This is a genomic window from Streptomyces sp. NPDC043853 (genome assembly GCF_056436025.1).
In genome coordinates, this window is record NZ_JBWKDJ010000007.1 from 242,854 (window position 1) to 265,394 (window position 22,541).

Genomic DNA, 22,541 nt, shown 5'->3' on the forward strand with positions numbered 1-22,541 from the left:
TTCAAAACCCGGTTTTGAAAACAGGTGGCCCGCAGCCCCGGAGCACTGCTCCCGGAGGCTGCGGGCCATCTCTGTTGCCGGCCTCTTCCTCACCGCCGTTTCAAAACCCGGTTTTGAAACCCTGCTGCGGGACGGCGATGAGCACACCGGCCAGAGCAGTACCCCGGTAGGCCAGTTCGATCTCCGTGTCCCGCGCGCGGGTGGTGAACCCCGGCTGGGTGTCGGGCTCCGGGGTGAGCGGTCTCACCAGGCGGAACCCGTGCGCGGTGAACCGGTCGGCCCATACCCGCAGGGGTTCGTGGCGCTCGTAGCGGTCCTCGTCCGCCGCTCCGATGACGTTGTGGATCTCCCGGCCGAAGAAGCGCTTCATCGCGTCCTTCTCGGGGCCGCTCGCTCCCGTGCTGTCGATCGCCTTGAAGAGGGTCCCGTAGTGGTGCCAGGAGTTCGCGAAGCGGGCCGACAGCGGCACGTTGTGGTGGTCCGAGTCCGGCTCGCACAGCGCCACCGCATCCGGCGCGAGACTTCTGAGCCGCCGGAAGAGGGCGGCACGGGCGTCCTCGCCCGCGGTGTCCCGCATGTGGTGCAGCGCGAACGAGGCCGTCACCAGCAGCGGACGCGGAGCACGCCGCACCAGCTCCCACACCCCTTCGTCGAGGTGCTCGGTGGCGGCCCGCACGGGATGGACGGCCACGGTGGTGCCCGCCCTTTCGCCTGCGGTGCGCAGCGCAGCCTCTGCCGTGGTCAGGCTGTCGCCCGCCACGTCCACGCCGATGACGTGCAGGGAGCGTAAGCGGGGGGCGCGGGCCAGGAGGTCGCATTCCTGTTGGCCCTTGCCGATGCCGAGTGAGAGGACCGTCGCGGATTCCTCGTCCCGGAGGAACGGCAGCAGGTTGTCGTTGGCCAGCCGGGCGGCGCGGAGCAGTGGAAGGTGCCGGCCCAGGACCGCGAACAGGTCGATCTGCGCCACGTCCTCCGAGCGCAGGTACAGGTTGCCCTGCTGGGTGGTGCCTTGCTCGGAAGTCCCCGGCTCGGCGGTGTGCTGCCCGGCAGCTGTGCCCCGTGGACCTGTCGTGTCCCCTTGCCCCGTGGTGTCCCGCACGGGCGCGTTCAGCCGGGCTTCGAAACCCTCCAGGTAGTAGTCCAGCAGGAGTGGATCGTCCGCGGGATCCTCCCGTGCTTGCTTGAGGGCGCGGGCCGACGTCTCCAGGTCGTCGGCCTCGGCCGCCGCCGCGGCCTCGGCCAGCAGGGCGTACTCCTCGCTCACACCGCGGAGTTCGTTCTCGGACCTCATCACAGGACCCTTTCGCTGCGGTCATCCGGTCGGAGGAGTCGGCTCGACTGTCCGTCGACCGACCCGACCCTGTCGAGGATGACCGCCGAAGGCGAACAGGCACGCCGATATTCCGAACGGGACCGGGAACGGGACCTACAAGCTGAAGTCGTCGCGGGTGCCTCCCGGCTCCCCTCTCCGCCCTGTTTTCAAAACCGGGTTTTGAAGCCGGCTCCTTCGACACCGGGTCGGCATGGTTGTCGTCACTGATCACAACGGCATTTCAACCGGCCGGGTGAGCGTCCGCGATGTTCCGGCAGAACCGGCGGTCACGCTCGGCCAGCTGTGACCGCGGACCAGCTGAGCGCAGGACGACGTCCAGGACCCGGTCAGGATCGGCGGCGTAGCAATTGCTGAACCACGCCATGTTCGCCTCGACCACCGCCCACTGGTCGGCGGCGCCGTGCTCAGGTGTGGCCAGGAGCCCGACGTCCACCACCACCGCGCTGGGCAGGCCATCGCCGCACGTGGCCAGCAGATCGTCCGCGAACTCCAGGACACTGTCTTCATGGCGGTGCCCGTCCAGCCGCTCGGCGTCGAGACGGCCGAAGGTGGCGTACTGCGAACCCGTGCGGACCTCGCCGTCCAGGAGGTACAGCCGAAACTCCGCTGCCCAGGTCACCACGTCGCTGATCTGTACCGGCATGTCCGGCGACAGCTCCGGCCTTCTCGGGAGGCAACCACCGTTGGTGTAGACGGCTGCCGGGAAGCTCTTGTCACTGGGCGGCTTGACGAACGCCGGGCGGGACAGACGGCGCGCCTCGCCCAGCGTCGCCATGGTGATGCGCCGTCCGGTGTACCCCTGGGGCAGTGTGGCCAGCCAGTCGTCAGCCGGCTCCAAGAGCGCGAGCTCGAGGTCATCCACGACACGTGCTGCGAAACCGGGTCCGCCATAGTAGTGGCCACCCGACCTCCCCGTGGCGGTGCCCGCACCGCCACGGGCGGGAAGTGCTTCAACATCCATCCCCCGCCGACGTGCCGATGTCGAGAGCAGTTCGGATGTCGTGGTGTATTGCGGCGCCAACGCCAGGAAACCGTGATCCGTCACGATCGCTGACGATGCCACCGATTCGGCCGAACAGTCCACAGCGTTCGGGCGCCCACCGTCATGGGACACCCCAGGGACAAGGCAGGCGGAGGCTCTCGATCATGGAGCTGTGATGCTCTGTGATCATTTGGAGGCTGCGCCTGCGTCGGCATCGCGAGCCTGCCCCCTCACGCACATGGACTGCCCGGATGTCGAATGCAGGCCCGATGGCTGATTCGCTGGAGCGCGAATGGCCGTCCACTTCGGCGGATGACGAGCTCCGTCTGCAGTGGGAGTTTCTCTCCTTCCTGCGCACCACCGTCGTCAACAAGATCGCTGGCCTGGACACCGGCCAGGCGGCGGCCACTCGGCTGCCGACATCTCCGTTCATGAGCGGCCTCCAAGGCAGCCCTTGTGACAACCAACGCGGTTCGGCTCAGGAGCCGAACCGCGGGGGTGCCGGCCGGAACGGGATGTTCAGAAGCTGAAGTCCACGTAGTCGATGTCGGTGAACTCGACCAGCAGCCCCTGCGCGCGGGCCCCGCCGTCCTTGAAGTACATCTCCTGCAGGCCCTCGGCGGCGATGTGCCGGAGCCGGTCTTCGGTGGCGCCGGACTGCTGGGCGGCGAAGAGGCGTTCGGCGTATTCCGGGGGAAGGTGCTGGGTGATGCGGCGCATGCGGCCGTCGTCGGTGCTGCCCGGGGCGGCGGTGAAGCCGAAGCGGGCGCGGGTCTCGATGACCAGGCCGGTGGTACGGGCGGCCCGGTCGCGGGCCCGCTTGCGGACCAGGGGCTGCCAGCGGCGCCGCACCTCGGCCTCCAGACGGGCCGCGAGCGCCGGTTTGGGCCGCCTCAGCTGGTCCTTGACGTAGCGCTCGACGGTGCGCTGGGAGATGCCGAGGAGCGTGGCGACCGCTCGGGTCGACTTGAGCCGCTTGACGAGGAAGCGCATCTGCGCTCCGGCCGACTTGGGTGCCGGCCGGGTGAAGTGCTGCTCGTCGGCTCTGGTGAGGCTGTCGCTGATCTCGGGCATGAGCGTCCGTTACTCCCCTGCTCCCCTGTTCACGGTGTTCCCTACTCGCCGTCGGCCGCGGCGTCGTGGCCCTTGATGTGCCGGGCCGGATTGTGGCCCTGGTCGAGCAGCTGGACCGCCCACAGCATCGGCTGGGTGCCCTCGTGCTTGACCATGCCCGGGCTGACGCCGAGCCGGAACCCGCCGGGCAGCGGCTTGCCGTCCGGGGTCCGCGGGAGGAAGTCCAGCGGGCTCGGGCCGTCCGCCAGGTAGACCGCGCAGTCGGAGAGGACCGCGACGGGGTACAGGCCGGCGTCGGTGGCCAGCTTGTTCATCTTGCGGTGCATGTTGACCCGGGCCGTGGAGATCACGGCGGCGCGGATGTCGGGCCGCCAGGTGGGCCGTTCCAGCGCGGGCCAGGATTCGCCCGGCCGGTACGCGGCGCCCTGCGGGCGCTCCCGCAGCTTGCCGATGCCGCCCTTGACGGTGGCCTTGATCGCGGAGAGGACGGCGGCACGCACCGGGTCCTTCGCCTTGTGGATCTCCATGGCGTCCAGGAACTCGGCTTCCGTCAGCGTGCTGCTCACACCCAGGTCGGCCATGGTGGCCAGGTAGGCGTCGCGCAGCCGTCCGTACCAGGGGTCCAGGTACGGGCCGTGCTCGGGCCGGACCCAGGCATCGAGGGGACGGACCTCGTGGCCGAGCTCGACGGCGTAGGCGAGGGTGGGGGTCGCGTACCAGGCGGGACCGGCGGGCGGGCGCCCGTCCGGGGTGAACGGACTGGGCAGCCGGGGATCGAGTTCGATGCCGGAGAGATCGGCCAGCCAGCAGCCGGGGAGCTTCGGGTTCAAAACCGGGTTTTGAAGACGGACAGCGGGACCGGTGCCGACGGTGAGCCGGTTGGCGGCGGCGGCGAAGGCCATGTTGACGTCGAGGCCGACCGCGTGGGTGCGCGCACACTCGGCGTCCGTGAGGAGTTGGGGGTCGCGGATCCAGTCGTACGCCTCCTCGTCGAGCACCTCGTCAGGGGTACGCCGGTGGCCGCGCGGGTACAGGGCCGCGATGACCGGGTGCTCGTCCGGAGCCTCCGGGGGTGCTGGATCGACCGCACGGGTGAGGGAGCCCGCGACGGGGGCCGGCACCCAGGTGCCGGTACCGGGGTCCTTGACGGCACGGGTGGGCGGCCGCAGGGCCGTCATCAGCTCCAGGCCGGTGACGGCGGTGGAACCGCGCGGGGTCAGGACCCGGGCGGCGTACGTGGTGAGCAGGTCGGCCAGTTCCGGCGCGGGCAGCTCGGCGGTGTGCTCGCCCCAGGCCCGGGGATCGAGCGCGCCCCAGGGGAGTACGGCGAGCTGCACGCACTGTCGGCCGGTGGTGGGGGAGGCGGGCCGGTAGATGCGGGGCCAGGGCCCGAAGCCGCGCCGGGTCAGCTGCCACTTGGCCTTGGCCAGCTGCTTGACGACCGGGTGGTTGTCCGGGAGCCGCAGGCCGCGGCGGTCCTCGAGGACGAGGGGCAGCCCGAGGGCCTCGGTGGCGGCCGGGGTGAGGACGAGCAGGGGGTCGCCGTCCCGGCCGTTGGGGTGCAGGCGCGGGGACCGCAGTCCGGCCTCGGTGAGCGCCCAGGTGAGGAGCTCGGGAAGGCTGGCGGCCGGGTGGGGGAGGATCAGCCCGCCGGCGGCATGGGCCTGCCCGGTCCCGTCGAGTACGGCGAGCGGCCCGTGACCATCCCCCTGCGGGGCGGCCGACGGGGTTGGGCGCCGCGCCCGGGCGCGGGACGGTCCGGGGGCCGCCGCGCGGACGGGATCCGGAACGGGATCCGGAACGGTGTCGGCCGGGGACGGGGCGGCCGACTGTGACGGGGCGGCCGACTGTGACGGGGCGACCGCCGGTTCCGCCGGGCGGGCGTGCTGCGGCTCCGGCTCGGCCGGGGGAGTGGGGGAGAGCCCGGCACCGGGTGTGGAGTCCGGCCCGGACTCCGATAGAGGTCCTGGCTCCGGCCGGGGTCCCGAAGCGAGCTCCGCCCCCGGATCGGGCTCCGGCTCCGGCTCCGAGCCGAGGTCCGACTCCGGCCCCGACTCCGCCGGGTGAAGGTCCGCCAGCCCCTCCAGCAGGCGCAGGTAGGCGGCCCGCTTCGGCGGCCGCGGGTCCGTACGGCCGGACTCCCAGGAGGTCACCGTTTCCCGCCGTACCGAAAGGGCCCGCGCGACCTGGTCCTGGCTCAGACCGGCGGCTTCCCGCAGGCGCTTGCGCTCGTCCGGTGCGGGCAGTGCGTCCTTGCCCGCGGTCTGGGCCAGTAGCGCATCGACCGCCGCGAACAGGGTGTCTTGCTCGTGGTGCATGGGGACCTCCGAGGTGAGCCTAGGCCAATCGCACCTCAGAACGCACACGGAACACACAGCGCAAGTCTGTTCGTACATAAGCCTTATAAAAAACCAGTCGGCTGGTATGTTCTTCTGCCGGACAGGCGATCCAAGGGGGATGCGATGGCGAGGCCGGAGAAGACGAGAGAACTGGCGCCGGAGACGACGGCGGGGCACGGCTCGGCGGGGCACGGCTCGGTGGGGGAGGGCCGCACGGAACCGGTGCTGGTCACGGGCGGGGCCGGTTTCGTCGGGACGCACGTGGTGGCACGGCTGGCCGCGCAGGGGGTGCCGCTGCGGGTGCTGGTGCGAGACCGTGAGCTCCCCCTGATGCCCGGTGTGGAGCTGGTGCGGGGCGACCTGACGCGGCCCGACACCCTGCGGGGCCTCTGCGACGGGGTGGGCGCCCTGCTGCACCTCGCCGCTCGGATCGGCGGCCCCGAGGAGGACTGCCGGGCCGTCAACGAGGCCGGTACGAGGGACCTGCTCGCCGAGGCGAAGCGGGCCGGAGTGCGCCGGATCGTGCAGCTCGGCACCGCGGCCGTGTACCGGGACGGCGCTCATCGGGGCGCGGCGGAAGGCGAACTGGCCGAGGAGCCGCGCTCGGTGACCAGCGCCACCCGGCTGGCGGGGGAGCGGCTGGTCCTGGCCGCGGGCGGCACCGTGGTGCGCCCGCACCTGGTCTACGGCCGCGGTGACCGCTGGGTGGTGCCCGAGCTGGTACGGATGCTCGCGCGGCTGCCGTACTGGGTGGACGGCGGCCGGGCCCGGATGTCGATGATCTCGGTGGACGCCCTGGCAGCGGCGCTGGCGGAACTTGCCGTACGAGGTCCCGGCGCGGGCGCCGGGACGGCCGGGCGGGTGCTGCACGCGGCACACCCCGAACCGGTCACCGCCCGGCAGGCCCTGGAAGCGATCGCCGGCGCACTGGGCCTGCCCCTGCCGACCGGCGACACGGACCGGGCGGGCGCGCTGGAACTGATCGGCGGCATGGTCGGCACGGGGGATGGCCCGGAGCGCGCAGCCCGAGCCGCCAGGCTGAACCGACTGGTGTCCCTGCTGACCGTCGACCACTGGTACGACAGCGGCAGGCTCTGGAGCGAACTCGCGGCATCCCCCGGACCGCGCTTCACGGAGGCGTTCGCGACCTACGCACCCTGGTACCGCGAAGAGGCACGGAGGCACTGTCAGCTCGCCCCTGATGCCCGGTCCTTGATGCCCAGTCACTGATGCCCGGTCACTGATGCCCGCTCCCCGACACCCCTGCCACTCCGGGGGGCGTCTTCGAGGTCTGGGACGGCTCGGTCCCCGCCGACCGGCTGAGCCGGGGTTCTTGTGCCTCGTCGGCCGCGGACCGTACGTCCCAGGGGCCAGCCCCTGGACCCCGCCAGCGCCCGGGCCGCGCTGGACCGGCCACGGCATGGGGGGCTCCTCGCCCCCCAGACCCCCTCGCCAGGCGCTGAGGCGCCCTGGACCCGCCCACCCTCGCGCCCTGCCCCAGCTCCCTGACGGTCGCTGGTGCACCGGTCGGGCGCTGGGCGCCCTCCCTGGGCACGAGGGACTGCGACAGCGATGGCGGGTGAGGTCACCGGGCTGAGGATGGGGCGGCCCGCAGATCGGTCGGCCGCGGGATCCATGCGGCACAGGTGCGTGGGTTGATGTCCACGGTGGTGTGTGTCCCGGGGAGCACATTCGGAGTGGTGGTGCGTCAGTTGCCGGCACAGGCAACGGTGCCGGTGCGCTCAAGGCTGCGGGTCGTGCCCTGTGGCCTGTGCGCTGAGGGCTGGTGGTGATGGGCAAGCACAGCTGGGACGCCCCGCCCCGCCTGCCGCAGGACGGTAGCGGCGGGTTGCTCTTTAATAAGAGGGCCGCAGCCGGAACTGGCCTCTGACCTGCTGTTTCTCCCGAGGGAGTGTGCTCCCCAGGACACATTTGGGTCCGTGAAATGTGTACCTGGCGAGCACATTTCGCCGAAAAATCAAGCAGGCGTGGAGTTTTTGGCGGCGCCGAAGCCCGTGGGATCGTCGCAGGTCAGACGGTTGGGCCTGAGGGCCCGGGGGGCCCGACGCACTCTCGCGGGTCACTCGAAACGTGCCCTCATCACGGCAACAAAAGTCAAGCAGTCGTGGATTTCCGCTCCTTCGGCCCCGAAAAACTTCACGTGGCGTGGATTTTTGACGCCTTGTTCGAACGCGCCCGGGATCCGGGGCCTCGTCGGCGCGCCGCGGCGCCAAAAGACAAGCACACGTTGATTTTTTGGATAGTCTCGGGGCCGTGAGTAGCAAGGGGGCCTGGTCCTGTGACATCTGATCCGCCCGCCCGTCGGCGAGGGGGCGGGCCCCGATCCGTGCCCGCCGTACCCGCCGTGCCCGCTCCTTCCGCCGCGGGGGACGACGCCGAGTACGGGGACATCCTGGCGGTGCTCGGCCAACAGCTGGGGGAGCAGGTGGCGCAGGCCACCGACCCGGGTGGTCGCCGTCGCCTCACCGGCGTCCACTTCGAGTACGCGGCGGACCCCAAGTCCGTCCACGACATGGCCGGTGGTGCCGGCTACAGCCTGGCCAGCAACTGGTTCACCCAACTGCTGGCGCAGTTGGCCGTCGCGAACAGCATCACCAAGTCCCAGCTGTGCGTCTTCCTGTTCGTGGCCGGGGGGCAGGTGCCCGGCACCGGCATCACCCAGTACACGCAGCAGGAGATCACGGACGGGCTGAACAGGATTGCCGCGCAGAAGGGCGGCAAGATGATCACGCGCTCGACGGTCAACCGCGCCGTGCAGGCGCTGTGCGGCTACAACTGGGTGGAGAAGGCGGGCAACGGCCGGATCCAGATCAACGTGCGCCTGTGGTTCCACGGCAACAGCACGGCCCAGCAAGAAGTGCTCGCCGACATCGCCGACCGGCACGACCACGACACCGGTGCGTTCCCGTACGCGGTCGGACCGGAAGGCGCCCATCAGGAGGAGCTGGACCTCGGCTTCGAGCTCGATTCCCGCCCCCGCGGAAGGAGGCGTACCGGATGATGGTGCTGCCATGCCCCTGCACGGGCGTCCGCTTTCGAGGAAGGCCGTCCCATGCCTAACGTCATGTCTCCGATCGTCGCGGAGCGCATCTGGGCCCTGCCGCTGTCAGGCTCCGCCGTGAAGTTCCTCCAGTACCTCGTCTCCCGCAGCGACTTCGGCGGCACCCTGCCCGTCCGACAGAAGGACATGGCGGCCGAGTACGGGGTCACGCCACAGGCCGTCAGCGGGCTCATGGCACCGCTGTGCGACCTGAACATCGTGCTGCGCCCGCGCAGTGAGGAGCGGAACGGCAACTCCTACCGGCTCCACCCGCTGGCGGCGAAGTACGAGACCCCGGAGGCCATGGAGGCGGCGTTCCGCGCGGCCCTCGCCCGTATCAAGGCGGGAGACCTGCCCAATCTGAAGCTGCCCACGTACCACCAGGCCCCGCCGACCCCGACGGGCCGCCCGAAGCTGCAGGTCGCCTGAGTCGGTTCCGACGCGTTCCCGTTCCCGTTCCGTTCCTGTCGGTGTTCCCGTTGGTGTTCCCGTTCCCGGGTTTGGTCCGCGGGTCCGGGCGGCTCCGTCTTCAAAACCCGGTTTTGAAACCGTCGCCTGGGTCGGCTCCAGCCCAGGATGCGCCGATCCTTCATCACGCCACGGGCAGGCTCCCGGAGGCGGTGGCGATGACCTCGTCCAGGACCTCGCGGGACCGCAGCAGATCGGTGATCATCCGGTCGATGCGTTCGCGTTCCGCGGTGAGTTCCGCGACGAGCCGAGGGGTCGCGCGTACGGAAGGCCCTCCGTCCGTGTCCCGCATGCAGGGCAGGATCTGTGCGATCTTCGAGCTGTGCAGCCCGGCCGCGAACAGTTCCTGGATGCGGATGACCCGGTCGACGGCCGCCTCCGAGTAGTCGCGGTGGCCGCCCGGGGTGCGGTCCGAGACCAGCAGCCCCTGCTTCTCGTAGTAGCGCAGGGAACGCTCGCTGACCCCGGTGCGTGCCGCCAGTTGTCCGATCCGCATTTCCCGCCTCCGCCGAGCGCTGCTGTCGCTGTCGTGTCGTAGTCGCTGTCGTGGTCGTGGTCGTGGTCGTCAGGGTTCTTCGAACTTGAACTTGACACTGGTGACAACTTCTACCGTACGGGCATGACGAAGACCAAGGACCAGATCCAGACCCAGACTCAGACCCAGACTCAGAAGCACGACTCTTCACGACTGTTCGAGACGGCCCGCCTCGGTGGTCTGGAGCTCCCCAACCGACTGGTGATGGCCCCGCTGACCCGCAACCGGGCCGGCGCCGACGGTGTGCCGGGCGAGCTCATGGAGACGTACTACGCGCAGCGCGCCTCCGCCGGGCTGATCATCGCCGAGGCGACCACCCCGAACGCGGTGGGCCAGACGTACCCGCACATCCCCGCCATCCACACCCCGGAGCAGGTGGCCGGCTGGCGCCGGGTCACCGACGCGGTGCACGCGGCCGACGGCCGGATGTTCCTGCAGTTGCAGCACGGCGGCAGGGTCGGCCACCCCGACACCAGCGGCCACCGGCCCCTCGCCCCCTCCGCCGTACGCTTCCCGGAGCCGCTGCACACCCCCGGCGGCCTCCAGGAGGCCGTCGTGCCCCGCGAGATGACCGCCGAGGACATCCGCTCCACCATCACCGACTTCGCCAACGCCGCCCGCAACGCCGTCGAGGCGGGCTTCGCCGGTGTCGAGGTGCACGCCGCCAACGGCCATCTGCTGCACCAGTTCCTGGCGGGCAGCACCAACCTCCGCACCGACGAGTGGGGTGGCCCGGCGGAGCACCGCATCAGGTTCGCCGTAGAGGTGGTCCGGGCCGTGGCCGAGGCCATCGGCCCGGAACGGGTGGGCGTGCGGATCTCACCCGGCCTGATCGTCAACGCGGCCGAGGAGAGCGACACCGAGGTCATCTACCCGCTGCTCCTGGCGGCCCTGGCCGAGATCGGCCCGGCCTACCTGCACCTCGTGTACGCAGACCCGGACCAGCCCCTGTACTGGCGGATCCGCCAGATCTGGCCGGGCACGCTGATCGCCAACCCGCGGCTGTCGCACGAGGAACTGGCGGCCGACGGCGGCAAGCGGAAGGGCGAACGGCTGCTCGCCGCGGGCGCCGACCTGATCGCGCTCGGCCGGGGCTTCCTGGCCAACCCGGACTTCGTCGAGCGGCTGCGGACGGACGCCCCGCTGAACCCCGTGCGGCCTGAGTTCCTGATGTACGTACAGGGGGAGGAGGGCTACACCGACTATCCCGCCCTCGCGACCGCTCCGGGGCATTCGCTCAGCGCGGCGTGACCCGCCAGCACACGGCAACCGGCGGATTCAACCGGCGGCTACGACTGCCGGATCCCCGCAGCCACCCGCCCGATGGACTCCAGCGCCACGTCCCACGGGAACGGGCCGGGATCGTCGGTCCCCGGCGGGCCGGGGGCGTAGCCGCTCTCGCCGCTCAGCACCTCCACGCCCGCACCGCGCAGCACGGTGAGGCTCTGCTCGAACTGCGGGTGCCGGGCCAGGGCTTCGTTCGCGCACGGCATCGTGACGGCCGGGGTGCCCTTCCCGAGCGCCTCGGCGGCCACGCCGATGACGAACCGGTCGGTGAGGCCGAGGGCCCACGCATTGACCGAGTTGAACGTGGCCGGGGCGAACAGCAGGGCGTCGGCCACGGGCCACACGTCGGGATCGCCGGGGAACTTGTACTGCCAGCGCACCGGATGCCCGGTCAGCGCGGCCAGGCCGTCGAGACTGCCGGACAACCAGTGCGCCGCCGTCGGCGTCAGGCCGAGGCAGACGTCCCAGCCGCGGACTTGGGCATCCTCGATCACCCGGGCCACGTCGAAGACGGGCGGGGCGGCGGAGCAGAACAGATACAGGGTTCGCGTCATATCAGCATGTGATCTTATGTGTTGACCTCAATGGGGGTTCAGGTTGCACCATGATCTCCATGACCACGACACCGAACGAAGCCTCGACCACCGACTCCGCCCGCCCCGCCGACATCGAAGCGATCAAGCAGGTGGTCGCCGATGTCGAGGCGTCCCAGCGGGCCAAGGACCCCGAGGCCTTCCTCGCGCTCTTCCACCCGGACGCCCTGTGGACGACGGGCGGCGGCAAGGTCCTGATCGGCCTGGATGCCATCGCCGAATTCACCAGAGAGGTGCTCCCGAGCGCGTCCTGGGACGGCGAGGTCACCTACGAGGTCACCCACGTGCAGTTCCTGCGCCCCGACGTGGCGGCGGTCAAGGTGAGCCAGGTCTACCACCCGAAGGAGGGCGAGGGCGACCAGGGCGTTCCGCTCTACGTGATGACGAAGGACGGGGACGGCCCCTGGCTGCTCACCGCCTGCCAGAACACGGTCGTGCACAAGGCCTAACGGTCTGCCGCCGCTCCTGTCCTGGTGTCTGCCGCGGGGTCCGTCGTACGGTCCATTCGCTCCAGGAAGTCCGCGAGCAGCGGGTGCAGCACCTCCGGGCGTTCCAGGTGGACGTCGTGCCCGGCCGACGGTACGCACACGGCGGTGGTGGCGTCGGGCCGCAGCCTCAGCATCTCCTCGGCCTCGGAGGCCGGGACGATGCCGTTCTGGGCGAGCACCACCAGGGCCGGGCACGCGACGCGCTGCCACTCCGGCCACCACGGGCGGGCGGTGACCCCGGTGATCGCCGCTACCATGACCTCGCGGTCGAACCGAGGCCACCACCCGTCCGTACCGTTCGTACCGTCCGTACCGTCCGTGCCATCCGTACGCCGTTCCAGGCCCGCCGCCCACCCGTCACCCACCGGCCCGCCGCCCAGGAAGCGTGCTGCGGCCTCCCGCGAGGGGAACGGCACCGGCCAGGTATCCAGCCAGCCGGCTATCGCCTCCGGGGTCCCGGGGTCCGCCGCGGCCGGCCCGGCTTCGACCAGGACCAGCCCGCTCACCAGGTCGGGGTGTGCGGCCGCGGCCAGCAACGCGGTGTGGCCGCCCATGGACTGGCCGACCAGAACCGGCCGGTCGAGCCCGAGCCGCTCGATGACGGCCCGTACGTCGGACACGTACGCGGCACGGGAAACGTCACGGGGACGGCGTTCGCTCGCGCCGTGTCCGCGCTGGTCGAGGGCGACCACCCGGCGATCGCCGGCGAGGTGCTCGGCGGCCGCGTCCCACTCGCCCGCGTGGCCGGCGAGGCCGTGGAGCAGGACCACGGGCCGCCGGGTGCTGCCCGGCCGCCCCCAGACCCGGCAGGCCAGCCGCACTACTCGGTTCTGACCGCTCCGGCCGATCTGGCCGCTCTCCTCGGACTTCTCGGACTTCTCGGACTTCTCGGGCTTCTCGGACTCGGCGTTCACGACGATGTGTTCGGTCCAGTTCATGATCGGATTATCGGGTGCGTTCCGAGGGACGTCCCGAGGTGCGTTCCGAGGAGCGCCCCGACCGGGTCCGCGGCCCGAGGTAGCGTGCGGCGGCCAGGACGCCGGCCAGCACAAGCCCGGCGTTGACCAGGACCGCGGTGCTGATCCCGTCCATCACCTCGGTCCGGGACGCGGCGACCGCGCTCATGATCGGGGTGCCCATGGTGATGCCCACCTGCTGGGTCATGGTCGCCAGGCCGGTGGCCAGCCCCTGTTCGTGGTCCGGCAGCCCGGTGGTGGCAGTGACCATGAAGCCGACGATGACGAGCATGTTGCCGACGCCGCCCGCGAACGTGGCACCCAGCAGCAGCCACAGCGAGTCCCCGTCCGTTCCCAGCCCGACCAGGGCCAGGGTGGCGGCGGCCTGCAGCAGTCCGCCGGCCACCAGGGTGCGCCGGGTGGAGCCGGCGGCGATCACCCGCGGGGCGAGTACGCCGCCCAGGACCGTGCCCAGCCCCAGCACGGAGAAGCTGAGCCCGGCGGCGAGCGGCGAGCGGCCGAGGACTTCCTGCAGGTAGACGGTCATCAGGAAGACCAGGGAGGTCTCCGTCAGGAAGGCGATCAGGCCTACGGCGTTGCCCCAGGCCACGGTCCGCCGCTTCAGGACGGAGAGCGGCACCAGCGGTGAGGCGGCCCGGGCCTCGACGGCCCGGAAGACGGCCAGCAGGACCGCGCCCGCCCCGAGCCAGACCAGGGCCGGAGCGTGGCCCCAGCCGTGTTCGCCCGCGAGGGTCATCCCGTAGACGAGGGCGAGCAGTCCGAGGGTCACGCTCACCGCGCCGGGCACGTCCAGCCGCGGCCGGACGGCCGGACGGGACTCGGCGATGACGGCGGGGGCGACGAGCAGTACGGCCAGCGCCACCGGGACGTTGATGAAGAACGCCCACCGCCAGGACAGCAGGTCCGTCAGCAGCCCGCCCAGGACGGCGCCGGTGGTGAAGCCGGCCGACATCAGCGCCCCGTTCAGGCCGAGCGCCTTCTGCCGCAACGGGCCCTCCGGGAAGGAGGTGGTCAGCAGGGAGAGCCCGGCCGGGGTGACGGCGGCGGTGGCCAGACCCTGCAGGACGCGGGCGGTCAGCAGCATTTCCGGGGTGGTGGCCAGCCCGCCGGCCAGGGAGGACAGGCCCAGTACGGCGAGTCCGCCGAGGAAGAGACGACGGCGTCCGAAGAGGTCGGCGATCCGGCCGAAGAGGAGGGTGAACCCGGCCGCGGAGAGGGCGAAGGCCGTCGCGATCCACTGGAGCCCGGAGAGGGAGAAGCCGAGCCCCTCGCCGATGACCGGCAGGGCCACGTTGAGGATGGAGAAGTCCACCGCCAACATGAACTGCGCGACCAGCAGCACCAGCAGGACCAGCCGCAGCCGCCCGTCCAGCCGGGCCGGGGCGTGGGCCGGGGCCTGGGATTGGTGCTGGGCCGGACCGCCGGCTGCGGAGTCCTGCGGTGCGTTCGTCGTACGTTCTGTCATCGCCATGACCGGCAACCTTTCGTTCCACGTCCCGTTCTCGGGTGTCTCGGGAACGACCTTGCTGGGTCGCGGCGGGGTTACCCAGAAGCCTGTCGGTGCTGGTGCTGCGGAAGGTGGCACTCGCAGGGCCACCCTCGGGACCCCCGAACGGCGCACTCCCGGCGCAGACTTGCAGCCATGGCCCGTACCGACGCATCAGCATCAGCATTCGCCACCGCAGCAACGACCGCCGCCTCAGCCTCACCTTCAGCCTCAGCCTCAGCCTCAGCCTCAGCCGCAGGATCCGGCTCGACGACGGCGCTGGGTGCGTTCCTCCGTTCCCGCCGGGACCGGATCCGCCCGGAGGACGTGGGCCTGCCCGTACACGGCACCCGGCGACGGGTCCCGGGACTGCGCCGCGAGGAACTGGCGTTACTGGCCGGCGTGAGCATCACGTACTACACGCACCTGGAACAGGGGCAGAGCAGCAACGCCTCCGACGCAGTGCTCGACGCGCTGGCACGGGCCCTGCGGCTGACACCCGACGAGCACAGCCACCTCCGCGACCTGGCCCGTCCGCCGCGCGCGCAGCGCGAGCGGCCCCCGCGGCCGGAGTACGCACGACCCGCGACCCGGCAGCTGCTCGCGGCCATGGACGGCGTACCGGCCGTGGTGCTGGACCGCCGGAACCACGTCCTGGCCTGGAACCCGCTCGGGCACGCGCTGCTCGCCGGCCACCTTGCCGCGGACGGCCCGGACCGGCCCGCCGACCGGCCCAACCTGACCCGGATGCTCTTCCTCGACCCGCACACCCGTGAGCTGTACCCGGACTGGCGGACCGAGGCCCGGACGGCCCTGGCCGCCCTCCGCCTGGTGGCCGGCCGACACCCCCAGGACCGGGCGCTGGCGGAGCTGATCGGCTCGCTGATGCTGCAGAGCCCGGAGTTCGCGGAGCTGTGGGCCAGACAGCCGGTACGGGAATGCCGGGTCGGGGTGAAGACCATGCACCACCCGGTGGTCGGCCCGCTCTCGCTGGACTTCGAGACCTCGAACCTCGGTGACGGGACCGGACACCGGATGCTGATGTACAGCGCCGCCCCGGATTCGCCCTCGGCGGCGGCCCTGACCCTGCTGGCCGGCACGGTCCGTACCCGCACCTCACCCCGCATGATGTGACGGATGAACAAAAACGTGAACGAGAACGGGAACGAGGCGGACAACGGCCGGAACGACGACCTCCTCGCAAAGCGGTTCGAGGAGTACCGGCCCCACCTCCGCGCGGTCGCCTACCGGATGCTCGGCTCGCTCAGCGAGGCCGAGGACGCCGTACAGGAGGCGTGGTTCAAACTCAGCCGCTCCGACACCGGCGAGGTCACCAACCTGGGCGGCTGGCTGACCACCGTCGTCGGCCGCATCTGCCTGGACCTGCTGCGCTCGCGCGCGTCCCGCCGCGAGGACCCCCTGGAATGGCCGGACGGTCAGGTACGCATTCCCGACCCGGTGATCAGCCGCACGGACACCGTCGACCCCGAACAGGCGGTCCTGCTCGCCGACTCGGTCGGCATCGCCCTGCTCGTGGTGCTGGAGACGCTGACCCCGGCCGAGCGGCTCGCGTTCGTGCTGTACGACCTGTTCGCCGTGCCCTTCGAGGAGATCGCCCCCGTCCTCGGCCGCACCCCGGCCGCCACCCGGCAGCTCGCCAGCCGCGCCCGGCGGCGCGTCCAGGCGAGCCCCACCGTTCCCGACCCGGACCTCACCCGGCAGCGCCAGGTCGTCAGCGCCTTCCTCACCGCCGCGCGCGGCGGTGACTTCGACGCCCTGGTGTCCGTCCTCGACCCGGACGTGGTGGCCCGCGCCGACGGCGGCGCGCTGCGGCCGGGACGGCTCATGCGCGGTGCCGACACCGTGGCCTCGCAGGCGATCACCTTCGCGGCCTTCGCCCAGACGGCGGTGCCGGTCCTGGTCAACGGGGCCGCGGGCTTCGTGGCGTTCACGGACGGCAGGCCGGTGACCCTGATGGCGTTCACCGTCCAGGCCGGAAGGATCGTCGCGATCGACATCCTCAACGACCCGGAGCGCCTTACGGCTCTCGGCCTCACGGCGGAGCCGGACGAAGGTTAGACGCTCGCGTATGCAGCTGAGCTTCGGGGCTATGTTCCGTCTCACCGCCCCGAGCTTGACTATAGGCATGACGAACACGGAGAACACGCAGACCAGTCAGACCACGCAGACCACGCAGCAGGACCAGGCCACGACCCTCGTCATCGGGGGAACCGGCAAGACGGGCCGGCGGGTCGCCGAGAAGCTCACCGCGCAGGGCCGCCGGGTCCGTATCGGCTCCCGCCGGGGCACCCCCGCCTTCGACTGGCACGAGCCCGCCACCTGGGGCCCGGCCCTGGAGGGCGTCGACCGGGTGTACATCACCTACTACCCCGACCTGGCCTTCCCGGGCGCCGCCGACCACATCGGCGCCTTCGCCGAACTGGCCGTGGCCTCGGGCGCGCACCGCCTCGTCCTCCTCTCCGGGCGGGGTGAGGAGGCCGCCGCTGCGGCCGAGGCCCGGCTGCGGGCGTCCGGCGCCGACTGGACCGTCGTCCGCGCCAGTTGGTTCAACCAGAACTTCGACGAGAGCTTCTTCCTTGAGCCCGTCCTGGCCGGCGAGATCGCCCTGCCGACCGCGGACGCGGTCGAGCCCTTCGTCGACGCCGACGACATCGCCGACGTCGTCGTGGCCTCGCTGACCGACGACCGCCACATCGGCAAGGTCTACGAGCTCTCCGGTCCGCGCCTGCTCAGCTTCGGCGACGTGGCCGCGGAACTGTCCAAGGCCACCGGCCGCGAGATCGCGTACGTCTCCGTCACCAACGAGGAGTACCGCGCGGTGCTGCGCGAGAACGGCCTCCCTGAGGAGTTCGCCGACCTGTTTACGATGATCCTGGACGGCCGTAACGCCCACCTGGTGCACGGCGTCGAGGAAGCCCTCGGCCGCAAGCCGAAGGACTTCGCGGACTACGCCCGCCGGGCCGCCGCCACCGGGGTCTGGGACCTGGCCTGAAAGGAACGGCGCGGGGTGGCCGTCTCGGGCGACCGGGGCCACCCCGCCACGGCCGTCCGCCATGCTGCGGGCATGGACGAGAACGCCTTCTGGGATCTGCTGGAGGACTGCCGCCCGGCCGGGCCCGACCCGGACGCCGACCTCCTCGCGGCGGCGCTGACGGTGGCCCTCTCGACGGGTCCGCTGCACCGGGTGGTCGCCTTCGCCGAGCGGCTGTCCTGGCTGCTGTACCGGCTCGACCGGCGCGAGTACGGTCGCGGCCTCGGGGGAGAGGCGTTCCTCCACATCCGGTGCGCGGTCGTGGCGGCCGGCCGGGCGACGTACGAGTCCGTACTGGCCGATCCGGCCGAGTTCGCCCCGTACGCCGAGGGCCCGGCCCGGGCGGAGGACCTCCTCTACGTCCCGGACCAGGCGTACGAACACCTCACCGGCGAGCAGTGGCCCCGCGCCACCCGCTACTCCTACGAATCCTTCTCCAACCGCGACGGCTGGTCAGGCACTTGGCTGGGCGGCAGCGAAGCCTGAGGGCCGGAGTCCGAGGGCCGGAGTCCGAGGGCCGGAGCCGGAGCCGGAAAGCCGGTTGCCCGACCAGCCGCGCGGGTTCCCGGCCGAACGGGACCCTGGGACACGGGGGTGCTCAGAGGCCCGATTCGGCCGCGGCGTCCAGGGCCGTGGTGAGGCGGTCAAGGCGGGACTGGAGATCGCGGATCTCGGCGAGCTGGAAGCCGGTCGCGGTCGCGATGCGGCGGGGGACCTCCACCGCACGGGCGCGGAGGGCGGTGCCGGCCTCGGTGAGCTGGGCGTGGACCGAGCGCTCGTCCTCGCTGCTGCGCTCGCGGCGGATCAGGCCGGTCGCCTCCAGGCGCTTGAGGAGGGGGGAGAGGGTGCCCGAGTCGAGCCGCAGGTGCTGTCCGAGCTGCTTGACCGGCATCTCGCCGTGCTCCCACAGGACCAGCATCACCAGGTACTGCGGGTACGTGAGCCCGAGGTCCTTCAGGACGATCCGGTAGAGGCCGCCGAAGGCGCGGGTCGCCGCGTTCAGGGAGAAGCAGATCTGGCCGTCGAGGCGGAGAAAGTCCTGGTCGGCGAGGGTGGCGGTCGGCTGCTCGGTCGGCTGCTCGGTCATGGGGTCCAGTGTAGCGCGAGGAAAGCTGTGGGCCATTTAGTTGTGCACAACTGAATTGTGTGCCATCTTTGTGGCCGGGCCGGTCCCCGAACGGGGCCGGGCCTCCGATCTCAGAGAGGAACCCTCGATGGACGCGCTGTACACCGCTGTCGCCACCGCCAACGGACGTGAGGGCCGCGCCGTCAGCTCCGACGGTCAGCTGGACCTCGCGCTGGCGATGCCGCCGGCCCTCGGCGGCAGTGGCAAGGGCACCAACCCCGAGCAGCTGTTCTCCGCCGGATACGCCGCCTGCTTCGCCAGCGCCCTCGGCCTCGTCGGCCGTCAGGCCAAGGTCGACACCAGCGAGGTCTCGGTGACCGCAGAGACCTCCATCGGCGCGGAGGCGGACGGCGGCTTCGGGCTCTCGGTCACGCTGCGCGTCGAGCTGCCGGAGGAGCTGGCCGGGGAGACGGGCGCCCTGCTGGTGAAGAAGGCGCACGAGGTGTGCCCGTACTCCCGCGCCACCCGCGGCAACATCCCCGTCGAGCTCGTCGTCGAGTAGTCGGGTGGTCGGGTGGCGGTCGGCCGTGGTCGGCCGACCGCCGCGCGGCGGTCGGCGGGCCGGTCACCGGGCCCGTTACCGGGCCGGGGGAGCGGGCGGGGTGTCGCTGCGGTCGGGCACGCGCGGCAGGCGTACGCCGAACCGCTCGCGGTACGCGGTCAACAGCTCCGCGTCGTCCTCGATGACCCGCACCGTACGCTCCCCGCCGGCCGTCGGCGTGTTGATCAGCCGGCGGCCGCTGAGCGTGACCCGGCCGGTCTCGGTGAGCCGCGAGCAGAGCGGGGCTCGGGTGAAGTGCGAGTCCGGTGAGGTGGCCGTCCACCAGGCGGCACCGTCGAAGTCGTCCAGCGCGCGCGCCCGGGTCTCCACGAGGTAGACGGGCTTGCCGTCCTTGAGTACGTCGAGGTCGCCGTCCTCCGTCGGCACGATGCGGAACACACCGGCCGCGTCCTGCTGGTCCCCGCGCTCGTCGTGGACGAGCGGGAGGTGGCTGTGGTCGCCGAACCCGACGTCGGCGAGCAGGCGTTGCCCGTCCGAGGTCTCCACCAGCAGCGCGAGGTGGCCGAACGGGATGCCGGGCGTGCCGTCGTCCATGTACACGCGCACCGACAGCAGCCGCACCCGGAAGCCGAGCGCGCGCAGCAGGGCGGCGAAGGCGCCGTTCAACTCGAAGCACACGCCGCCGCGTTCCTCGTCCAGCAGCTTGGCGAGGAGGTCCTTCTCGACCAGGGAAATGCCCCCGCCGAGGTGCAGGTCGAGGTTCTCGAAGGGGATCGTGTGCAGGTGGCGGAGGTGCAGGTCGCGGAGGGCCGCGGCGGTGGGTGCGGCCGGGCGCTCGGCGCCGATGCGGCGCAGGTAGGCGCCGAGGGTCGTATCGTCCATGATCCTCAGTCTCGACGGCCACTGCCCCGAACCGCCATCCTCCGCTGGACCTAAGCCCGGCACCGGCCGTACTCGGCTGTTCGGCGCAGGAAGCGAGCCGCGATGCCGGGCGTCGCGGGTATCGGAGGCCCTTGACCTGTGATCATGGGGTCTTCCTCGCATTCTTCGCATTCCGCGGTCGTGTGACGCTCGTGGGAACGCACGGTAGGTGATCTGGTGGACTGGTTGACCTCGCTGCCGGCGGTGGTGCTGGTCGTGGGCTGGCTCTTCCTCGCCCTGCTGGTCGCGGCCGTGGCGCGGGTCGGCGTCCGGGCGCTCGTACCCGTCGGGGAACAGGACCGGGTGCCGCAGATCGCCATGCCCCTGATGCCCACGCTCGGCGCCGCCTTCGCCATCTTCGCGGCGCTCTCACTGGCCAGCGAGGCCGGCTACCTGCGCGCGGCGGAGGGGCTGGTGAGCGACGAGGCGGCCGCCGCCTCCCGCCTGGCGTGGGCGGCGACGAGCCCGCGGGTCCGGTCCGAGCCGATCCATGCGGCACTGCAGGACTACCTGCGGACCACGCGCGCGCGGGAATGGGAGGCCGGCCCCGCGGCGTCCGCCGACGACCTGGCCACCGCTCGCGCGATCGCACGGCTGGAGCGGACCGTGCGCGCCGAGGCGGCCCGGTCCGAGCTGGGCAACCCGGCCAGCACGGAACTGCTGGCTTCCCTGGACAGCGTCACCAGTGGTCGTCGCGCCCGCATCGCGGCCGCCTCGCGTGACGTTCCCACGCTCTACGTCGTCACGCTCGTGGCCAGCGGACTGGCCTTGATCGTGAACGCCGGCGCACTGATCTTCCACAGCAGCCTGCGCACGTCACTCCTCGTCGTGGGCGTCGCGAGTGTGGTCGGGCTGAGCCTGGCGTTGCTCTTCGCCCTCAGCGCGCCCTGGAGCGGCCCGTTCGTCGTGAGCGGGCACCCGCTCGACGCCATCGTCGGCGACCTGAAGTCCGGCTTCTTCGGCGGCGGCCCGTAGGCGGCGGCCGTCGCGAGCGCGTGACCTGCTAGGTTGACCGTCCTTTTGTTCTTCAGGTGTCTCGGGTGGGGGAGTACGGACGATGCGGCGCGGGCTCGTACGGGTGGCGATGGGCGTGATCGGGGCGGGCGTCCTGGTGGCGGGACTGACGGCATGCGGGCCCGCGGAGCCGGAGAAGGCCAAGACCGGTGGGGGCGCGCAGGACCCGAAGCCGGCCGCCACCGGCACCCCGGCGCCCTCCGGGTCAGCCGGGAACGCGACGGCCGGCACGACGGCCGGCGCGAAGGCCGCCGGTTCCGTCGGCGGTGACGGATCCCCCTGCCGCCTGCCCGTCTCCTTCGACCTGCCCAAGGACTGGAAGCCGAAGGCCGTCACGCACGCAGAGGACGACCAGTTCGCCTCCCTGTTCAAGCAGGGCGGGGCGACCCTGGCCTGCGAGATCGACGCCAAGCCCGCCGGGAACATCGGCTTCCTGCGCGTCTGGGTCGCCGACAAGCCCGCCGCGCCCGGGGACGCCCGCAAGGTGCTGGAGTCGTTCATGACCGGCGAGAAGGCCACCGGCAAGCCGCCCGTCTACACCGAGCTGAAGGCCGGCACCGGCAGCACCGCGCTCCCCGCCGTCCAGGTCGCGTACGAGACGTCCCCCCTCGACGAGCCCAAGAAGGAGAGCGCCTTCGCCGTCGTCACCCCCGGCGGCGCGGCCGTCGTCGTCCATCTGGGCGGCCTGGACACCGGCGAACACGAGCAGATGCTGCCCGCCTACCGCCTGGCCCAGCAGTCCCTCAAGGCCGGCAAGTAGGCAGCCTCGTCCTGCACGGGCCGCCGGCACGGAGGCGGTCCGGGTACATCCCCGCAGGCCCCGCCCGCCCGCTCACTGGCGGGGCGTACGACGCGACTCCCGCCGGTACGTCTCGCCCGTGCCCGAATCCTGCCCGAGCCGCAACGCCGTCCCGCTGCCCTGCCGTTCGACCCGGACCGTGCAGGGGCGGAAGCCCTCCCCGGCCGGCCGGAAGGCGATGGTGGCGCCGTTCGACCACGTCCAGCGCCCCGTACCCGACACCCGGCGCTCCGGACTGAGCCCGCTGCCGGGCGCGTCGCAGCCGGGGTCGAGGCTGATGTTGAAGGCGGTGAAATCGCCGTTCGGGGTGAAGAGGAGTTCCCCGCCGTCCGTGCTGCCCCACCGGCCGCGCAGATCGGACGCGTCGAAGCGGAGACCGAAGCCGCGGCCGAGGCCGTCGGACAGGACGTAACCCCCGATCCCGCCCCCCACCAGCACCACTGCTGCCGCACCCCAGCCCAGAATCCTGATCCTGCCCTGCCGCGTCACTTCGCCCCCGGTCGT

At 71.7% G+C, this 22,541-nt stretch carries 24 protein-coding genes; 13 read left to right on the top strand and 11 right to left on the bottom strand.

What is annotated here, in order from left to right; translation table 11 throughout:
• Window positions 1-100: 100 nt before the first annotated feature.
• Together AC067U_RS20455 and AC067U_RS20460 are read right to left on the bottom strand one after the other, a co-directional pair.
• Window positions 101-1,291, bottom strand: a complete 1,191-nt coding sequence (locus AC067U_RS20455) for a GRAS family protein (RefSeq protein WP_478831153.1) — start codon at window positions 1,289-1,291, stop codon at window positions 101-103.
• 262 nt (window positions 1,292-1,553) lie between these two features.
• Complete coding sequence (locus AC067U_RS20460; protein WP_478831154.1) at window positions 1,554-2,378, bottom strand: ATP-grasp domain-containing protein; 825 nt, start codon at window positions 2,376-2,378, stop codon at window positions 1,554-1,556.
• 206 nt (window positions 2,379-2,584) lie between these two features.
• Between AC067U_RS20460 and AC067U_RS20465 the strand changes: the two genes are divergently transcribed.
• Window positions 2,585-2,845, top strand: a complete 261-nt coding sequence (locus AC067U_RS20465; protein ID WP_478831155.1) for a hypothetical protein — start codon at window positions 2,585-2,587, stop codon at window positions 2,843-2,845.
• Here the strand turns inward: AC067U_RS20465 and tpg are convergent.
• On the bottom strand, window positions 2,835-3,389 hold the full coding sequence (tpg, locus tag AC067U_RS20470) for a telomere-protecting terminal protein Tpg (RefSeq protein ID WP_478831156.1): 555 nt from the start codon (window positions 3,387-3,389) through the stop codon (window positions 2,835-2,837). The genes AC067U_RS20465 and tpg overlap by 11 nt on opposite strands.
• A 41-nt stretch (window positions 3,390-3,430) precedes the next feature.
• Window positions 3,431-5,707, bottom strand: coding sequence for a telomere-associated protein Tap (gene tap / locus AC067U_RS20475; protein WP_478831157.1), 2,277 nt, complete (start codon window positions 5,705-5,707; stop codon window positions 3,431-3,433).
• A 144-nt stretch (window positions 5,708-5,851) separates the two neighbouring features.
• On the opposite strand from tap, the gene AC067U_RS20480 reads away from it, so the two are divergent.
• The 3 genes from AC067U_RS20480 to AC067U_RS20490 all read left to right on the top strand — a co-directional run bounded on the left by AC067U_RS20480 (window position 5,852) and on the right by AC067U_RS20490 (window position 9,218).
• Window positions 5,852-6,958 carry an NAD-dependent epimerase/dehydratase family protein gene (locus AC067U_RS20480; RefSeq protein WP_478831158.1) on the top strand — a complete coding sequence of 369 codons (1,107 nt, stop codon included), beginning with the start codon at window positions 5,852-5,854 and terminating at the stop codon, window positions 6,956-6,958.
• 1,117 nt (window positions 6,959-8,075) lie between these two features.
• Window positions 8,076-8,750: a hypothetical protein gene (locus AC067U_RS20485; RefSeq protein WP_478831159.1), complete on the top strand. Its 675-nt coding sequence runs from the start codon at window positions 8,076-8,078 to the stop codon at window positions 8,748-8,750.
• Window positions 8,751-8,801: 51 nt separating this feature from the next.
• Window positions 8,802-9,218 carry a hypothetical protein gene (locus tag AC067U_RS20490; protein ID WP_478831160.1) on the top strand — a complete coding sequence of 139 codons (417 nt, stop codon included), beginning with the start codon at window positions 8,802-8,804 and terminating at the stop codon, window positions 9,216-9,218.
• Between the two features lie 163 nt (window positions 9,219-9,381).
• Here the strand turns inward: AC067U_RS20490 and AC067U_RS20495 are convergent, their stop codons facing one another.
• A complete protein-coding gene (locus tag AC067U_RS20495; RefSeq protein ID WP_478831161.1) occupies window positions 9,382-9,753 on the bottom strand; it encodes a MerR family transcriptional regulator in 372 nt (123 codons plus the stop codon).
• A gap of 123 nt (window positions 9,754-9,876) precedes the next feature.
• Here AC067U_RS20495 and AC067U_RS20500 point away from each other — a divergent pair, with 123 nt between their 5' ends.
• A complete protein-coding gene (locus tag AC067U_RS20500; protein WP_478831162.1) occupies window positions 9,877-11,043 on the top strand; it encodes an alkene reductase in 1,167 nt (388 codons plus the stop codon).
• Between the two features lie 38 nt (window positions 11,044-11,081).
• On the opposite strand, the gene AC067U_RS20505 is transcribed toward AC067U_RS20500, so the two are convergent.
• Window positions 11,082-11,633 carry a flavoprotein gene (locus AC067U_RS20505; RefSeq protein ID WP_478831163.1) on the bottom strand — a complete coding sequence of 184 codons (552 nt, stop codon included), beginning with the start codon at window positions 11,631-11,633 and terminating at the stop codon, window positions 11,082-11,084.
• Between the two features lie 59 nt (window positions 11,634-11,692).
• On the opposite strand from AC067U_RS20505, the gene AC067U_RS20510 reads away from it, so the two are divergent.
• A complete protein-coding gene (locus AC067U_RS20510; protein ID WP_478831164.1) occupies window positions 11,693-12,121 on the top strand; it encodes an SgcJ/EcaC family oxidoreductase in 429 nt (142 codons plus the stop codon).
• Here the strand turns inward: AC067U_RS20510 and AC067U_RS20515 are convergent.
• Window positions 12,118-13,098 carry an alpha/beta fold hydrolase gene (locus AC067U_RS20515; RefSeq protein WP_478831165.1) on the bottom strand — a complete coding sequence of 327 codons (981 nt, stop codon included), beginning with the start codon at window positions 13,096-13,098 and terminating at the stop codon, window positions 12,118-12,120. The two genes, AC067U_RS20510 and AC067U_RS20515, sit on opposite strands and share 4 nt — an antisense overlap.
• A gap of 7 nt (window positions 13,099-13,105) precedes the next feature.
• Window positions 13,106-14,608, bottom strand: coding sequence for an MFS transporter (locus AC067U_RS20520; protein ID WP_478831166.1), 1,503 nt, complete (start codon window positions 14,606-14,608; stop codon window positions 13,106-13,108).
• Between the two features lie 294 nt (window positions 14,609-14,902).
• Here AC067U_RS20520 and AC067U_RS20525 point away from each other — a divergent pair, with 294 nt between their 5' ends.
• From AC067U_RS20525 to AC067U_RS20540, 4 genes are all read left to right on the top strand, one after another.
• Entirely contained in the window at window positions 14,903-15,757 is an 855-nt protein-coding gene (locus AC067U_RS20525) for a helix-turn-helix domain-containing protein (protein ID WP_478831322.1), read from the top strand.
• Window positions 15,758-15,760: 3 nt separating this feature from the next.
• Window positions 15,761-16,702, top strand: coding sequence for a sigma-70 family RNA polymerase sigma factor (locus AC067U_RS20530; RefSeq protein ID WP_478831167.1), 942 nt, complete (start codon window positions 15,761-15,763; stop codon window positions 16,700-16,702).
• A 67-nt stretch (window positions 16,703-16,769) separates the two neighbouring features.
• Window positions 16,770-17,636, top strand: a complete 867-nt coding sequence (locus tag AC067U_RS20535; RefSeq protein WP_478831168.1) for an NmrA family NAD(P)-binding protein — start codon at window positions 16,770-16,772, stop codon at window positions 17,634-17,636.
• A 72-nt stretch (window positions 17,637-17,708) separates the two neighbouring features.
• The gene (locus AC067U_RS20540) at window positions 17,709-18,161 is read left to right on the top strand and encodes a DUF4240 domain-containing protein (RefSeq protein WP_478831169.1); all 453 of its coding nucleotides are present in this window, start codon (window positions 17,709-17,711) and stop codon (window positions 18,159-18,161) included.
• Window positions 18,162-18,273: 112 nt separating this feature from the next.
• On the opposite strand, the gene AC067U_RS20545 is transcribed toward AC067U_RS20540, so the two are convergent.
• Window positions 18,274-18,762, bottom strand: a complete 489-nt coding sequence (locus AC067U_RS20545) for a MarR family winged helix-turn-helix transcriptional regulator (RefSeq protein WP_478831170.1) — start codon at window positions 18,760-18,762, stop codon at window positions 18,274-18,276.
• A 127-nt stretch (window positions 18,763-18,889) separates the two neighbouring features.
• Here AC067U_RS20545 and AC067U_RS20550 point away from each other — a divergent pair, with 127 nt between their 5' ends.
• Window positions 18,890-19,303 (top strand): organic hydroperoxide resistance protein, encoded by a 414-nt coding sequence (locus AC067U_RS20550; RefSeq protein ID WP_478831171.1) that lies wholly within the window; start codon window positions 18,890-18,892, stop codon window positions 19,301-19,303.
• 75 nt (window positions 19,304-19,378) lie between these two features.
• Here AC067U_RS20550 and AC067U_RS20555 read toward each other — a convergent pair whose 3' ends face one another.
• The gene (locus AC067U_RS20555) at window positions 19,379-20,185 is read right to left on the bottom strand and encodes an arylamine N-acetyltransferase family protein (RefSeq protein WP_478831172.1); all 807 of its coding nucleotides are present in this window, start codon (window positions 20,183-20,185) and stop codon (window positions 19,379-19,381) included.
• Between the two features lie 216 nt (window positions 20,186-20,401).
• On the opposite strand from AC067U_RS20555, the gene AC067U_RS20560 reads away from it, so the two are divergent.
• Window positions 20,402-21,199, top strand: coding sequence for a bestrophin-like domain (locus tag AC067U_RS20560; RefSeq protein ID WP_478831173.1), 798 nt, complete (start codon window positions 20,402-20,404; stop codon window positions 21,197-21,199).
• 82 nt (window positions 21,200-21,281) lie between these two features.
• Window positions 21,282-21,998 (top strand): lipoprotein, encoded by a 717-nt coding sequence (locus tag AC067U_RS20565; protein ID WP_478831174.1) that lies wholly within the window; start codon window positions 21,282-21,284, stop codon window positions 21,996-21,998.
• A gap of 72 nt (window positions 21,999-22,070) precedes the next feature.
• On the opposite strand, the gene AC067U_RS20570 is transcribed toward AC067U_RS20565, so the two are convergent.
• Window positions 22,071-22,478, bottom strand: a complete 408-nt coding sequence (locus AC067U_RS20570; protein ID WP_478831175.1) for a hypothetical protein — start codon at window positions 22,476-22,478, stop codon at window positions 22,071-22,073.
• Between the last annotated feature and the right edge of the window lie 63 nt (window positions 22,479-22,541).